Annotated in this window: 13 protein-coding genes; 9 read left to right on the top strand and 4 right to left on the bottom strand. The window is 64.4% G+C overall.

Annotated features, from left to right (window positions below; translation table 11 throughout):
* Positions 1-552: 552 nt before the first annotated feature.
* The gene (locus ACFY3I_RS09985) at positions 553-1,377 is read right to left on the bottom strand and encodes a hypothetical protein (protein ID WP_390860182.1); all 825 of its coding nucleotides are present in this window, start codon (positions 1,375-1,377) and stop codon (positions 553-555) included.
* A gap of 103 nt (positions 1,378-1,480) precedes the next feature.
* On the bottom strand, positions 1,481-2,596 hold the full coding sequence (locus ACFY3I_RS09980) for a hypothetical protein (RefSeq protein ID WP_390860181.1): 1,116 nt from the start codon (positions 2,594-2,596) through the stop codon (positions 1,481-1,483).
* A gap of 485 nt (positions 2,597-3,081) precedes the next feature.
* Between ACFY3I_RS09980 and ACFY3I_RS09975 the strand changes: the two genes are divergently transcribed.
* On the top strand, positions 3,082-3,327 hold the full coding sequence (locus ACFY3I_RS09975) for a hypothetical protein (protein ID WP_390860180.1): 246 nt from the start codon (positions 3,082-3,084) through the stop codon (positions 3,325-3,327).
* Between the two features lie 1,682 nt (positions 3,328-5,009).
* Here the strand turns inward: ACFY3I_RS09975 and ACFY3I_RS09970 are convergent.
* Positions 5,010-5,975: a hypothetical protein gene (locus ACFY3I_RS09970; protein ID WP_390860179.1), complete on the bottom strand. Its 966-nt coding sequence runs from the start codon at positions 5,973-5,975 to the stop codon at positions 5,010-5,012.
* An 876-nt stretch (positions 5,976-6,851) separates the two neighbouring features.
* On the opposite strand from ACFY3I_RS09970, the gene ACFY3I_RS09965 reads away from it, so the two are divergent.
* The gene (locus ACFY3I_RS09965) at positions 6,852-7,166 is read left to right on the top strand and encodes a hypothetical protein (RefSeq protein WP_390860178.1); all 315 of its coding nucleotides are present in this window, start codon (positions 6,852-6,854) and stop codon (positions 7,164-7,166) included.
* Between the two features lie 730 nt (positions 7,167-7,896).
* Here ACFY3I_RS09965 and ACFY3I_RS09960 read toward each other — a convergent pair.
* Positions 7,897-8,637, bottom strand: coding sequence for a GntR family transcriptional regulator (locus ACFY3I_RS09960; RefSeq protein ID WP_390860177.1), 741 nt, complete (start codon positions 8,635-8,637; stop codon positions 7,897-7,899).
* Between the two features lie 204 nt (positions 8,638-8,841).
* On the opposite strand from ACFY3I_RS09960, the gene ACFY3I_RS09955 reads away from it, so the two are divergent.
* The 7 genes from ACFY3I_RS09955 to ACFY3I_RS09925 all read left to right on the top strand — a co-directional run bounded on the left by ACFY3I_RS09955 (position 8,842) and on the right by ACFY3I_RS09925 (position 14,363).
* The gene (locus tag ACFY3I_RS09955) at positions 8,842-9,192 is read left to right on the top strand and encodes a hypothetical protein (protein WP_390860176.1); all 351 of its coding nucleotides are present in this window, start codon (positions 8,842-8,844) and stop codon (positions 9,190-9,192) included.
* Positions 9,189-10,511, top strand: a complete 1,323-nt coding sequence (locus ACFY3I_RS09950) for an FtsK/SpoIIIE domain-containing protein (RefSeq protein ID WP_390860175.1) — start codon at positions 9,189-9,191, stop codon at positions 10,509-10,511. Before ACFY3I_RS09955 ends, ACFY3I_RS09950 begins: the two co-directional genes overlap by 4 nt.
* A 12-nt stretch (positions 10,512-10,523) precedes the next feature.
* Positions 10,524-10,718 carry a hypothetical protein gene (locus ACFY3I_RS09945; RefSeq protein WP_390860174.1) on the top strand — a complete coding sequence of 65 codons (195 nt, stop codon included), beginning with the start codon at positions 10,524-10,526 and terminating at the stop codon, positions 10,716-10,718.
* A 35-nt stretch (positions 10,719-10,753) separates the two neighbouring features.
* On the top strand, positions 10,754-11,044 hold the full coding sequence (locus ACFY3I_RS09940) for a hypothetical protein (protein WP_390860173.1): 291 nt from the start codon (positions 10,754-10,756) through the stop codon (positions 11,042-11,044).
* A 361-nt stretch (positions 11,045-11,405) separates the two neighbouring features.
* Positions 11,406-12,776 (top strand): replication initiator, encoded by a 1,371-nt coding sequence (locus ACFY3I_RS09935; RefSeq protein ID WP_390860172.1) that lies wholly within the window; start codon positions 11,406-11,408, stop codon positions 12,774-12,776.
* Complete coding sequence (locus tag ACFY3I_RS09930) at positions 12,766-12,978, top strand: helix-turn-helix transcriptional regulator (RefSeq protein ID WP_390860171.1); 213 nt, start codon at positions 12,766-12,768, stop codon at positions 12,976-12,978. The genes ACFY3I_RS09935 and ACFY3I_RS09930 overlap by 11 nt, the downstream gene beginning before the upstream one ends.
* On the top strand, positions 12,975-14,363 hold the full coding sequence (locus ACFY3I_RS09925) for a tyrosine-type recombinase/integrase (RefSeq protein WP_390860170.1): 1,389 nt from the start codon (positions 12,975-12,977) through the stop codon (positions 14,361-14,363). The genes ACFY3I_RS09930 and ACFY3I_RS09925 overlap by 4 nt, the downstream gene beginning before the upstream one ends.
* The last annotated feature ends 98 nt before the right edge of the window (positions 14,364-14,461 follow it).

Here is a 14,461-nt window from a genome sequence, read left to right as displayed (position 1 = left end):
ACAAATCCACCCGTGTTTCGCTGTCGCCGTGCCTGAGAAGGACGTGCGCCGGCCTGAACGGCAGACTGCGCAAAGTGGGCTCCATGATCTTGAAGAGCGCACTGGCGTCCGGTCCGTGGGCATACACCACGGCCTCGCCCCCCTCCGAACTCGTTGCCATCGACCTCACCGACACGAGCGTCTTCGGTCGCTGTCGCCATTGCCTGCCGAGCTTCGCAGACGAGCTAACGTTGGTCGGCCTCGCCGACAGAAGCCACCGTGGGCAAGTCGGAAGTGGGCGATGACAGCTGCTCTGCATCCCCGTCACCTGGGGCCGTGGGCGTCTCCATGCAGGACACGCTCTCATCAGAGGGCGGCATCGTCACGGCTCAGTGCCTGCTGAATCTCGGCACGACCAACACGCTTTCCAACTGTGGTGGTGGGGTGGCGGACGTCGTTCGAGGACGTTCACCTGGGTTCATAGGTCACCGTCTGCCGAAGCCGAGACGTTTCCGGGGCTCGCCTGAACGGCCGTGTACGGGGCCGAATGAGACGGAAACTGAGACGGGCCGGCTAGCAGCTGGGCTCCGGACCTTCCTCAGCCTGTTCGGCCGCGCCCATCACGTGCCCCATGACGACCCGCGTGTACTCCCACAGGGCCGCCAGCAAGTCCGTTACGCCGTGAGGCCGACCATCAGGAGTGACGGCCTGAACCTGAGCCGTGATGTTGTATCGTCCCTCGACTGACTTGATGCGACCCTTGGTCCGATATCGGAGTAGCACAGCGCCATCTTCAAACGGACCAACTACCACCTCCACGTCAGGTGGCACGCTAGCGGCTGCACCGTCCTCGGTTTCGAACTCGACCGCTGGTGTGTGCCGGATGCTCTGTGGTGCCAGATCGGGCTTGACCTGAAGGTGGTGCTTGGTGGTGTTGTCTAGGTCGCGCAGGACCAGCAGAAGGTCTTGATCAAGGCTGCCGCCGTGCTTGGGACGCCGGAACGGCTGAACCTGCTCCAGAGCCTGACTGCACCAGTCGGGCAAGCAAGACAGCGCCTTCTGGCGGCTCTTCCACTCTTTGAGGGTGCCGCAGATGGGGAACATGAGTCCCTTGAGCTGCTTTTCGTCCGTCACACCAGACTGCCGCGCGATGGCCACGATCAGGTTGTCGAGGGCCGCCCGCAGGTGATTGACGGCCTCACCGAATCGGAAGCCCCAATCGGCAAGTGGTGGAGATTGAGATACCTGGAGCCGCAGCTCCCAGCTGAGTCGATCTTCCGCGATGCTGACCCGGACGCCATAAGGGGTGCTAACGCCCCACGCCTGCATGTCGGCCGACAGTGCCGCTCCAAGCTGATGGGCGCGCGCCAGGCGGCCAACTTGATCGCTAAAGTCCATTTTATTACCTAACTCCCGCTACCTGGCGCTACCTTACTGTCACCCCTCGGACTGCACCTAGCAGTTTTGCGGGCAGCGAGCCCTACAGACCTCTGGGTCTGACCTAGCGTCCCGCCGCCCACTGGTCGAGGAGTCCAGCAGTCGTAGAACCGCACTGCCGGACAAACTCAATAAAGTCACCGGTGTCGTAGCCCGAGAAGTAATCTGGGATCAATCCGAAGAATGCCTGAGAAAGGTCGACTCTCGCTACATCGATCTGCCGTGGCAAGTTATAGTGCATCAGCATATTGCGAAACGGCCTTGCGCTCGGGTTCATAAGCTCCTTTGCGCAGTCAGAGCTAAGGATGCTGGTGGCGCTTTCTGTGGATCTTGCCGTCAGGGCATAGGACGGATCGTTGAGCAGGATTCGCACGCTATGCAGAACCTGATAGAGGGAGAGGTATGCGAGCTTAAGTGTCGTGTACTCGACGTGCTCTCGCCGCACACCATCCGCAAGGACGAGATCGGCAAAGTTCAGCATTGCTCGAAATGTCGTGAGCATGGCATTGATCTCGGGTGTCTCTGCTCCATTGAAGACCCGGCGATAGTACTTACTGGCCCGAACATCCTCGTCATTCAGGCTTGACGCGCTCAGGGAAGACACGAAGGTCTCCGCGCCTTCATCCGCGAGGTTGGCTCCGAGAGCGCCAAAGAGGGCCCCGTACTCCTCGTATACCGATCGGATGTACGGCCCAGCTTCCTGCGCGAGGAGCCTGGTCGGCTCGAACCCCAGATGGTACGTCGCTGAATGCGTGGTCGTGATCAGTCTTCCTCCGTAGCTGTAGAGGCCGAGATCAGTCTCAAGGAAGCGGGCCAGCGGAAGCCAGGTGTTCCCCAGGAATCTGGCAGAATGCGCAGGGAAGACCTCGTCTCGAAAATATGAGATCTGGCCCTCGATTCCGCGCTTAGTGTCCTCGAAGAGCTTCAGCGAGTGACGAGCGCGCGCGCTGATGGTAAGTGTATCCTGTTCAAACGCTGCCATGATTGAGGGGTCGATCTTCTTGAGCTTTAGCAGCGACTCGTGCATGACAAGAGAGAAATATGGTGCCATGCAGAAGGCCAAGACGGCACCCAGAAATTCATTCTTGCTGGAATTTGTGTCCCGTATGTAGCGACCGAAATAGTTGGCATCGCTTACGATTCCAGACAAGATCGCAGAGGTGTGGGTATCCGTCTCCATGAAGCATGACTATGGCAGGCAATCATGGCGATGTCGAAAAAGTAAACCCTGGTAGCAACGGGCGCAGCCAAGGCGGCGGAGTCTCAATGGGCGACTCAAGAGCTGTCTTCTTGCCCTGGGTGTTGCCAGGGATCTTGGCGACCTGCTGCTTCCCAGCTCAGGGGCGGTGGGCCCGTGCGCCTGGTCGTCGACGTTGGTCGTCGTTGGCCGCTGTCGATCAACCTCGGACGGCCCAGGGACGGCCCAGCTTCGGCACGCTCGGCTGACGGCCGGCACCTTGGACACACCCCGTCTGAACCTCAGCCGACGACAGTCAGCCACGACGGCGGGTGCACCGACCGACCACGCACGCGTATGCCTCGCTGCACCCCCACCGGCCTCAGCCACGCTGCCGGTGCCGTCGACCGGAGCAAGCTGTGACGGCTGGCCCGTGACGACAGGGCCCTCGGCGTGTTGCGGCCAAGGGGCTCGCATACCTTCACGTCATGGACTTCAACATCACCGCGGGGGAGGAAGTCGTCGTGTTCCACGTGGCGAGCCTCGTCCAGGACGGCCTCTCCCCCACGAATGACGACTTGGCGGAGGAGCTGGGTGACGAGGTGTGCCCAGTGCTGCAATCGCTCCTGGGCAAGGGTTGGCTTGTGGTTGACGAGGATCGCGAGCTGGCCTTGTCCACGATCGCGCGGCATGTCGTGTCCAGCCGCAGGGATGCTGAGGGGCCGCATGCGTAGCAAGGGAGCTTGTTCAGGGTGAGCTTGCGATCGACCTGGTTCGCCTGCTGCTCTGCCAGCGAGGTTGCCACGACCTGTCATGACCAACGGGCCGCACAACGGCATCGGCATGGTGATGCTGCCCGGAGTGTGAGCAGTGATTCTCCGTCACTGGGCAGGTCGTCGACTGTTCCAGCTGAGAACCGCGTCGGGGTGGCAAGGTCTGAACCCACGACCCCTTCGCCCCGTAGCAACCTGTACGGGCCTGCTGCCTTGGGCTGGTCTGGTTCTCACCTGCGCCGATTGTCCGCGGGCGTCCGCCGGCGTTGTCACGCAGTTGGACACTCACCCCGCGCCTCCAACTCACTTCTTGCGGCGCTTGCTCGTCCTCTTCTTCAGCTCGGCTTGACCGCGCTTCGTCCAGTCACCTTGGTGAAGGTGGCAGCGCGATGTGCCCTTCACTGTCTTGTTCTGGCAACGACGGCCGGCCGCCGTTGGCCAACCGCACTTCCCTTGCTTCCACTCGCCCACTGTCAACCCCCGGTAGTCCAGCTCCCCCTGCCGACATTCAGCGTGCGCGGCGCTGCAGACGTAGGGGAGGGCGCATGGCAGGCGGTATCCGGGCCCACGCGCACGCGGTCAGTACACCCGGCGCATCTCCTCGATGCGCATGCTTTCCAACTGTGTTGGAGGAGCTGGGGGCTGTACAGGGGCGTTCATCGGCGGCTGGGCTTCCGGTGGCCCTCGGGCTCTGGTCCTGTCTGAACGACCGTGATCGGTGCTGAACGAGACGGAAACCGAGACGGCCGAACACGGTTTTAGGCCGCCTCCCAGCTGAAGCGGCCCTCCAGGCGGTCGGGGCTGAGGGAGGCGAATCCGCTGCCGTACGCGAAGTTCAGGAAGTACGGTCCGTCGTCCGCCATTCCGCCGAGGCAGAAGAAGAAGCGCCACGGTGCCTCACCCCGGCCCGGTCCGGATAGGTGGGCTTGCCTCCCAGGTAGTCGCGGACATCGACCCTGCCGTCCTCTTCCAGGTTGCGCTCCACCGTCTCCGGGACGGCCGTGGTCCGGATCCGGAACTGGACGGATACCTGTTCCTCGTCGGGACCGAACCGCCAAAGAGTACGCCCTTTCGTCCCGACCGGCCCGATAGTGGCGAACTCGGGGACCCGGCCCCGGGTTGGACGAGCAGGACGGCCTCGCCGTCCTCCGGGTCCGTCCCGCCGGTCTCGTAGGACAGGAAGAGATACGCCATGCGCCGCTCCTCGCCCGGTTCCCCGGGGATGGGGAACCGTCCGATGAAGTCCAGTGGCTCCGCGGTGCTGGGGTGCACCGGCCAGCAGGGCTCATCCGGCCATACGGGCCCACCGCCCAGTTTGGCGACGGGCTCGGTGATGGGCTCCTCGGCAGGGTGGAACGTCATCTCCAACCGGGGGGGAGGTACCCGGCATCGTACGGGCCTTCGGCCTCCTCGACCGGGCGTGGCAGCAGCATGCCGGGACTGTAGTCGTCGGCTCCGACCAACCGGGTCGGCAGCCGAGTCCCGCAGTCGATGGCATCTCAGCTTGGGAAGCTCGGGTCATCAAAGGTCCGGTGTCCCGGTCCACCGGCGGCGGAGCGGTGCTTACTCTCGATTGATCGCTGCCTCAGCACCTGTTGTTCCCCGCACGACCTGGCACACATCTGGCGCGGAACCACAACTGCCTACACGAAAATCGCCATGGGTAGGATTTGAATAGCAGGGAAACCAACAATCGGGCTGCCTACGTGCTGATTTAGTCCGGGAATCCCTTCCGCCAAGATTGCGGCAATATTCGAATCGTCGCCCTCTGTGGCGCCAATGACTGTGCGACGAGAAAGATTGATTGATTCTCCGGAGTGAAGGATTCTAGTCACTTTGCCGAGGACGATAAAGTCGCCAGATTTTAGGCGTTCACCTACCGCCGGGTTGTAGTAATCCGACGAAACGGTTAGGACTGTCCTCAAGCCGGATCCGGCTTCGAGGACTACATCATGGATTGGCGAACTCTCTAGCTCGTCTTTCATTTTGAGGAAAAGTGTAAATTCCAGCGTGTTTCGAATTTCATTGAACTGCCGAACGCTTACTGCCAGGTCGCTGACCCCTTCTTCAGTTGAAGCCTCCTCGCGGTTCTGCGGGTTTCCGGACCTCTTTCCTTTGGAAGCCTTGGAGCTTCGTTCTCCTTCCTTACCTGAAAGTTCTTCCATGTATTCGAAAAACCGACTGAAAACTGCAAGAGTCTCCTCAAGTGGATTCCCGGTGTAGCGCCCTGACACCTCGACGAAGTCTCCGGATTTCACACCGGCCAAATCATCTGTGTCGCTGATATGCTTGATCTTTGCGTCGGAAGCCAAGTGCTCATAGAGGGCATTGAATAGACTCGCCGCCGTGTGATGCCTTGCCACTTTAATTTCAGCTGACTCGCCCGTATGGCCACCGAGTTCGGCATTAACAGAGGCCTCAAGGCCGAGCAGGGCGCCTAGGGATGGAAGTTTCAATTTTCCACCGCCAGCGGCCTTCCGGTCTTTTGCCTGCTCTGTCTGCATCGTCTCTTCAGTTGATACGTAAACACCTCCCTCTAGATAAGCGAGGAAGCTGACCATCATTTGCACGTCAAGGTAAAGCGGGTGCGAAAGTCGGTAGTCCACCATGTTGAAACCCCTCGTAGCATATTCATGGAGCCTTGGCCTGCTGGCCAATCAGGCTATCCGGATCTGCCTTCAGTAAGATGGTCGGGAGTTTCGCGAGAGAGATTCCAAGGCTGACCGCCAGCACTCGCTATTGCCAGTGTCAGACGTTGGCGTCAGCCCCGAGCAACGACCCAGCTAAATACGAGATCTCCGGGCTTCGGCGGTACTTCCGAAGTCTTGAGTGACCTGCTGCTGTTGGGCTCACTGGCTTCCTGAGGTCGCAGCTTCGACAATTCGCGTTAGGCGAGTGCGCTCCAAATTCGATAGATCGCCAAATTTCCGCGCCGAAGTACCACCCATTTTAATCTTGATGTCGTTAGCTAGTTCATGGTCTTCGATAAGGAGATCGATCAGTTCATGAATGCCGACCGACGCGAGAGTCCGCATCGAAGATTTAGAAATCATGGCTTGGGGCAGTGACAGCCTTCCATGCTGCAAGCGATCGAGAAGTCCATTGCGGGAGGAGTTTCTCCGCTGCTCGAGTTCACGAGGGTTGGGCTTTCGGGCTTTTTTCGAATCTGCAAACGATACGCCGGATAGAGTGTTTCGTGGAGCGCTGGATATAGTGTGATGTATGGCCAGTATCTCTTCCTGTCGAGTTTTGGTACACGGAATGGTCACAGCAACGCCGAGTCGCCGAAACGCTTGAACTGCCGCTTGATGTCCGTGCTGGGCCCGCACGAGAGCAAATCCATGCGTCCGTGAAAGTACTTCGCGACGAGAATCGTCTGCAAGTAGATCGGGGATCCGGAGGTGGCCAGAGGCGACGCTGGCTAGGAGCTTCCTCCGATCCGCCACCTCTCGCTCACTGCCAGCATTTCGCGCAACCGTAAAACCGTGGGAGAGTCTGACTTCAAATGCTTCTTCTATTATTTCGACGAATCGTTCAGATCGGTGAATTTTGCCAGAAATGATTTTCTGTACGGCTGGACTGGCGCCGGAGTTGGCATTCAGGCTTCTCCTGTGTCGATTCAGCGCCTGAATGTTGATCGCGTGCATGTTGATCAACTTCGCCAGTGCGACGCTCATGGCAGAGCGCCGAAAGAATTCCTGATCGGCACGTTCTTTGCGCTTCTGCTCTGCGTCGCGCCTTTTATTCCGTCGGCAGCCCTCGCATGTGTCGCCTGCAGTGCTTATGCGAACGAGCGTTGAACCGCAATCAGGGCAAGCGATGCCTGACGCCATGACAGTTGTCTTCATGCCGCGTTGATGCTCTCCTGAGAGTCGCCCACCTGTTAGGCGTAGAGAGCGCACCTTGTCATGAGGCACTGGCATGATCAACCACCCTGAGTAGGGAACAACTCTAGCTAGGCTAAGGCATTTTGCCCTGTTTGAGAGATGGTGAAGTCGAAACTTCTTAGATGCTTCGCTGCCTGTGAGGTGGTGTTCATGTGGTACGACGACGATGGAGGTTGAGGAGTGAGTCTTACCTCAACCCACTCGCCTCAGCTCCCATCCCGTACGCCGTCGACCCACACGCCGTGGAGCGGGCGTGGTTCAGGGCGTCAAGGTGGAGCGCGCCACTGTACGAACGACGTTGACGCCCTGGGCCGCGTCTGCTCGGCTCTGTCTGGGTCGATGGCGTACGGGACGGGAGCACTCCACGCACACCACTACGGAGCCGAGGCCGGGAACGGCGCCCCTCTCTCCCCCGGTGCTGGCCGATCCCCGCGGGAGGCATCGCCTTGGCCGTGGGCCGCGCTCTACGGCGATCACCTCCTGTCCTTCGGTCCTTCCCATGCGTGGGTGCGCGTCGGCGCAGCGCGGGCGGAGCGAGCCGGAGGCAGGAGCGGCGCTCGCGGCGGAGCCGGGAGCGCGCCCGGCGGAGAGGAGCGCAGCCGGCTTGATGACGTAGAGAAAGTCTGAGCCAACTCGGGCTCGGCTACAGCCTGAACGAGAGCTCCAGCTCGTCGCCCGGTAGATGGAACTCCTCCAGGGTGAGGGGCTTGTCCGACTCGGTCAGTGTCACGCGGATAATGTGGAGCAGCGGGACACCGTCCGTCAGGCGTAGCGCCTGGGCCTGGTCTGGCAACGGCATGCGGGTGCGGACGTACTCCGTGAAGTGGAGTTCGTGGCCCAGATCGGCGAGCGCCGTGTAGAGCTCCGGCGCCGGCGGTGGGGCCTCCTCCTCGTACTTGGTGTCGATCAGTACCGAGAACGGGATGTACGTGCGGTGCAGTTGACGGAGGCGGCCGTTGTCCGCGGTCTGTAGAGCGTCGTACGTGTACATCGGCTCGCCCGGCGGGATGCGGAGCAGGTCCGCGAGCGCGAGTGGGGCGTCGGTGCGGGTGGCTACCGGCGCCTCGGCATCTGCCCAACGGATGCCGTCCGCCTCGATGTAACGGCCCTCTGGACTCCGGCGTACGCCGCGCGGGCGCGTGTGGCTCGGGCGGTTGTGTGGGGAGCGGGCGAAAGTGCCTCGGCCCATGATCGCCTCGACCAGACCTGAGGCCCGAAGCTCGCTGAGCCCCTGACGGACTGTGGGGCGCGTCACGCTGAACTGCTTCGCCAACGACTCCTCGGAGGGGAGCGGTTGGCCGACGGGGAAGGTGCCGTCCAAGATGCCTTCGCGCAGGTAGTCGGCGATCTGCCGGTACTTCGGCTGCGTGTTCTTCGGCGGCATGCGGGCCCTCCGTGGCCGTGGCCTCTTCGGCTGTCCGGGAACGCGGACAGCTTGTCTGCGTTCCCGGACAGCATCGCTCATCGCCAAGGCGGTTGACAACCCGTACTACGGGTGGTCAGTCTTGTATCCGCAACCCGTACTACGGGTTGTCTAGCAGCCCGGAGGACTCGCCTTCGGGTGACCTGAGATGAGGAGAACCGAACAGTGGCAAGCCTTCCGATCGACACCGCGAAGTTCACGGGGATCATCTGCGCCGTTCCCCCGGCTCCGCGAGTCGCCAACCGAGAGACCGGTCAGCTCCGCGTGGACCGCGAGACCGGCAAGACCATGTACCAGGTCGGCCTCTGCCTGATGGCGGGCGCGTCGGCCGACGTCGTGAACGTGAGCGTGGCCGGTGAGCCGGCCGGTGTGCAGCTCGGCATGCCCGTGGCCGTGCGGGACCTGGTCGCGACGCCCTGGGAGAACGAAGGTCGGCACGGGATCGCGTTCCGAGCGGCGGAGATCCGGCCCCTGAACGCCCCCGCCGTCTCGGCGGGTAAGGGGGCCGGACAGTGAGTGAACTGGCCTCCGCCGCTTCGGTCGGCGCGCACTGGCCGAGTTGGGTCCTGGTGGTGGCCGCAGTGCTGGTGTCGGGTCTGCTTCTCGCAGGCCCGGCCCTGCGCCGCCGCTATCCCGTTGCCTGGTGGCTGTTATGCGGGTTCCCGTTCGTGGCCTTCCGGGTCGTGCAGACATGGCGGTCCCTGATGGCCGGGTGCGGGCTCGCCGTGAGCCGTCGGCCGGCGCTGACCGTGGTGTCCGGACTCGTCGGCAAAGGGGCGCCTCCGCCGCAGCCGCGAGTTCCGCGGCGGGGACTCATACGCCCGACCTCCGGCGGCTTCGTACTGCTGGTGCGATTACTGCCGGGCCAGGTGCCCGAGCATTTCGTCAAGGCGGCTCCCGCCATGGCGGAGAACTGGCAGGTGCACGCGGTCCGCGTGACCTCTTGGAAGCCAGGGGTCGTACGGATCGTCGCCTCGGCGGCCGACCCGTTGGCCGATCCGCGGATACCGAAGCAACGCGGGCCCGGCCATCTGCTCCGGGTGACTGTGGGCGCCCTGGAGACCGGCGCCGAGTGGATCGTCGACCTGCGGCGCATCCCGCACTGGCTGATCGTCGGGGCCACTCGCTCCGGCAAGTCCACTCTGATCAACGCACTCGTGGCAGGGCTCGCTCCGCAGTCCGTCGCCCTCGTCGGGATCGACTGCAAGGGCGGCATGGAACTGTCCCTCTACGAGCCACGGTTGTCCGCGCTCGCGACGAATCGGGAGCAGGCCGTGCGGCTGCTGGTCGCTCTCGTCGACCTGACGCTCGACCGTATGACCCTCTGCCGGGCGGCTCGCGTCCGGAACATCTGGGGCCTGGCGGACAAGGAACGGCCGGTCCCCATCGTCGTGATCGTCGACGAGATCGCGGAACTCTTCCTCGTCGCAAGCCGGAGCGAGAAGGACGAAGCGCATGCGGCCGGTACCGCGCTGATCCGGCTCGCCCAACTCGGCGCGGCACTCGGAGTGTTCCTCGTCGTGGCCGGCCAGCGCGTCGGGTCCGATCTCGGGCCCGGTGTGACCGCTCTGCGGGCGCAGTTGGGCGGACGCGTGTGTCATCGGGTCGCCGATCCCGGCACGGCAGAGATGGCGCTCGGTGATCTCAACCCCGACGCCCTGAAAGCGGCGCAGGCCATCGCTCCGGAGCAGGCCGGTACGGCCGTGCTCGCGTCCGGCGACGGCTGGGAACGCGCCCGGTCCTACCTGATCACGGAAGCGGAGGCGGAAGCCGTCGCCGCCGAGTACGCGCACCTGACTCCCGTCCTGTCCGAGCTGCACGTCGAAGCGCTGTGAGAGGGGCCTGCCGTGCTGGTGTCCATGTCGGCCGTGCTGCTGCTCGGCCTGGTGATCTGGTTCCTCCTGCGCATCCGCTACCTGCGCTGGGCCGACACGCTGCTCTGCGGCGCCTTCGGCTTCCTGCTCGCCCGGACCGTGGCCGCGCCCGTGGTTCAGGGCCTCCTCAACGGCGTGAACGGCTTCCTCGGTCAGTTCCGATTCTGACCCGCCCAACCACTCACCCGATAAGGGGATTTGCTGTGTCCGACTACGTCATCCGCTCCGGTGACCGTGCCGCCTTCCTGGCCGGTCTGCGGGAGCTGGTCGACTTCCTGACCGCCAATCCGACCGTTGTCGTGCCGCGTCACGCGTCCGTCGCCGTCCTGGTCGACGCCTCCGACTCCATTGCTCGCCGCGACGGCGTGGAGTTCGTCGCCGCCCCGCTCGGGGTGCCGGCGGCAGACATCGGAGAGGGCTACTTCAACGCGTGGCTCGACTTCGGGCCGATCTCGTACGGCGTGATCGCGGTCCCTCCCCAGGAACGGCAGTGATCGCCCGTACGACGGGCTCCCGACGGGGCGCGAAGTCGCCAAACCCGACCCCGTCAGGAACCCACTCCATCCGCCACGTGAGCAGTGAAAGGAGTACTCACACTTTGTCCACCGCGCATCCTTCGCGCAAATCCCTGCCGCTTGAGTGCGATCTCAGGCAGCGTGACGCACAGGTCGCCACCTGCGCCGGACGGGAACAGATCGTCCTCGTCCAACTCGATGGCACTGAGCAGTGGCTGTGTCCCGCGCATGCCGCCGCCGTGTGGCTCACGGACCCGACCCTCCGCTTCAGCGCCAAGACTCGGCCGGAGGGAATCTCGGCCGTGATGGGGCAGGCGTTCGGGGACGGGGGCGGTCGCCGATGACCACTGTCCTTCCACTGAGCGTTGCCGCGCTCGTCGCCAGGTCGTCGGAGCCGGAGTTCGCAGCCTGGCGGCGGAACATCGTCCGCCTCGGCGGCTGCACCAACCCGATTCACCTGGTCGGTGCGGCAACTGTCTACGACACGACGAGCGGGGCCGCCCTGCTCTCCTACGGCTCGGATGCCTACGGCGGCCGCCTGCTCGTCGCGTGCGGCAACCGGCGGGCGGCGGTCTGCCCGGCCTGCTCGGCGCTGTATCGGGCGGACACATACCAACTCGTCCGGGCCGGTCTCGTCGGAGGAAAGAGCGTCCCGGAGGCGGTGAGCAACTACCCGCGCGTGTTTGCCACGCTCACTGCCCCCGGGTTCGGGCCAGTGCACACCCGCCGTGAGCGGGATGGACGTGCGGCGGCTTGTCGACCTCGGCGGGCCGGGGAGCTCTGCCCACACGGGACGTCGGCTAGATGCCGCGAACGGCACTCGGCGGATGACCTTCGGCTCGGCGAGCCGCTCTGCGCGCGGTGCTACGACTACGCGGGTGCCGTCCTCTGGCACGCGTTCGCCGGTCGGCTCTGGCACCGGTTCGGGCTGGAGTTACGGCGTGAGGTCGCCCGGCGAGTCGGGCTCTCCCGGACCGACTTCGGGGAAGTCGCGCGGCTGTCGTACGCGAAAGTCGCCGAGTACCAGCGGCGTGGCCTCGTCCACTTTCACGCCGTGATCCGGCTCGATGGGCCGGACGGACCTGACTCGGAACCGCCCGACTGGGCGACCGTTCCGCTCCTGGTCGACTCCGTGCGGGGTGCGATCGGGCGCGTGCAGCTGATCGCTCCTGGCACTGGGGTCATCGGGCTGCGAGCGCTGCGCTTCGGGGCTCAGGTCGACGTGCGACCGGTCGTGTCGTACCGGGGCGATGCGGGGGAGCGGCCTGCTTCTCCTGGCGCCGTGGCGGGCTACATCGCCAAGTACGCCACCAAGGGAGCGGAGTCCGCCGGCGCCGTGGACGGCCGTATCCACAGTGCTCGGGACATGGTCCTCCTGCCGGTTCGCGCGCATGTGCTCCGCATGATCGCGACGAGTTGGTGGCTGGGCGGGCTACCGGAGTTCGAAGCGCTCGGGCTGCGCCGCTGGGCGCACATGCTCGGCTACGGCGGTCACTTCTCCACAAAGTCCCGGCGCTACTCGACCACGTTGACCGCGCTGCGACAGGCGCGCACCGACCATCGGGCGGAGCAGCAGCGGGCCGCCTTGGGCCTGGTCGACGTGCCCGCGGTCACGGTTGGCCGGTGGCGCTATGCCGGGCGTGGCTACTCGCCGGATGCCGCGCTCCTGGCGGCTTCGGTGCGGGAGGGCGGTGCTTCCCATGGCTCGTGACAACGGTCGGAGGGCTGCCGAGCTGCTCACCGTTCGGCAGGTCCTCGACGAGCTAGGTGGCATCTCGCGGCGCACCTTCTACCGCTGGCGGGAGCTGCGCCTCGCACCCGCGTGCATACGGCTGCCGAACGGGGAGCTCCGGGTTCGGCGGGACGTGCTCAACGACTGGTTGGAGGAGCGAGCGGAGGGGGCTGCGTCGTGAAGTCTTACAAGGCCTCCGTCTGGAAGATCTCCGTCAACAAGACCACCAAGAAACCGACCTACCTCGTGCGGTGGGTCGTCGACGGCCAGCCGTTCAGCGAGTCGTACAAGACGAAGACGTTGGCCGACCGCTTCCGCGCGAAGCTGGTGGGCGCGCTCGACAAGGGCGAGCCGTTCGATACGGTCACCGGTCTGCCTGATTCGCTGCGTGGTGGCAAGGCTGCCCTGTCGTTCCTCGACCTGGCGGTGAAGTATGTGGACGCCCGTTGGGCGGAGGCGTCTGCCAAGCAGAGGGACAGCGTGACGGATGCACTGGCGACGGTTGTTCCCGTCCTCGTGAAGCCGGGACGGGGGCGGCCTACTCCTGAGGTGCTGCGGCGGGCGTTGCGCTCGTACGTGCTGCCCGTGCCTCGTAGGGAGCGGGAGCGGCCGGAAGGGATCGTCGCCGCGGTGCGGTGGATCGAGAAGGCATCGCTTCCGGTGGGTGAACTGCAAGAGATCGCTCGGGTTCATGAGTTGATCGACGTGCTGGGGCGGAAGCTGGACGGCAAGCCTGCGGCGACCCAGACGTACCGGAGGCGGCGTGCGGTGGTCTTCAACGTGCTGGAGTACGCCGTCGAACTCGAATACCTGCCGTCCAACCCGCTGAGCCACGTCCGGCGTAAGCGGGGGAAACGGGCCGTGCAGGAAGTCGACCGCCGTGTGGTGGTCAACCCTCGGCAGGCTCGGGAGCTGCTGACCGCGCTCACGTACGTGGGTGGCTATGACCGGGCGAGTGGTCGACGGCTGCGGGCGTTCTTCGGGTGCCTGTACTACGCGGCCATGCGGCCGGGGGAGGCGCTGGGCCTTCGCCGTTCCGACTGCAAGCTTCCGGCGACCGGCTGGGGCCGCATCGAACTGGCGGAGACTCGCCCGACGGCGGGGAAGGCGTGGACGGACTCCGGGGAGGCGCATGATCGGCGCGGGCTCAAGCAACGGGCCCACGGAGAGGTGCGCATCGTGCCGATTCCGCCTCCGCTGGTGCGCCTGCTCCGGGATCACCTGAAGGAGTTCGGTACGGCGAAGGACGGCCGGCTGTTCTCCAGCGAGCGGGGAAACGTGGTCGCCGCCTCGTCGTACTCCCGCGCCTGGAAGCAGGCTCGGGAACTGGCGCTCGTCCCCGACCAGGTCTCTTCAGTTCTGGCCTTCAGGCCCTACGACCTTCGGCACGCGGGTGTGTCCCAGTGGCTCAACTCTGGCGTTCCGGCGCCGGAGGTCGCCGCCCGTGCCGGCCACTCGGTCGACGTTCTCCTGAAGATCTACGCCAAGTGCATCGACGGCCAGGAGAAGGAGATGAACGACCGGATCATGCAGGGCCTGGGGGAGCGGGACGACTTCCCGGACTGACACAACAACATGACCCCCGAATCGGAGCCCCGGACTGCCTATGGTCCGGGGCTCCGGTCTGTCCACGCGTGGGTGGACGATCGCCTGAGTTGGTCGGC

It is taken from the genome of Streptomyces sp. NPDC001068 (assembly GCF_042897315.1).
Classification (GTDB): domain Bacteria; phylum Actinomycetota; class Actinomycetes; order Streptomycetales; family Streptomycetaceae; genus Streptomyces.
Note: the sequence above shows the minus strand (reverse complement) of the source record. Positions and strands in the feature narration are given on the sequence as shown.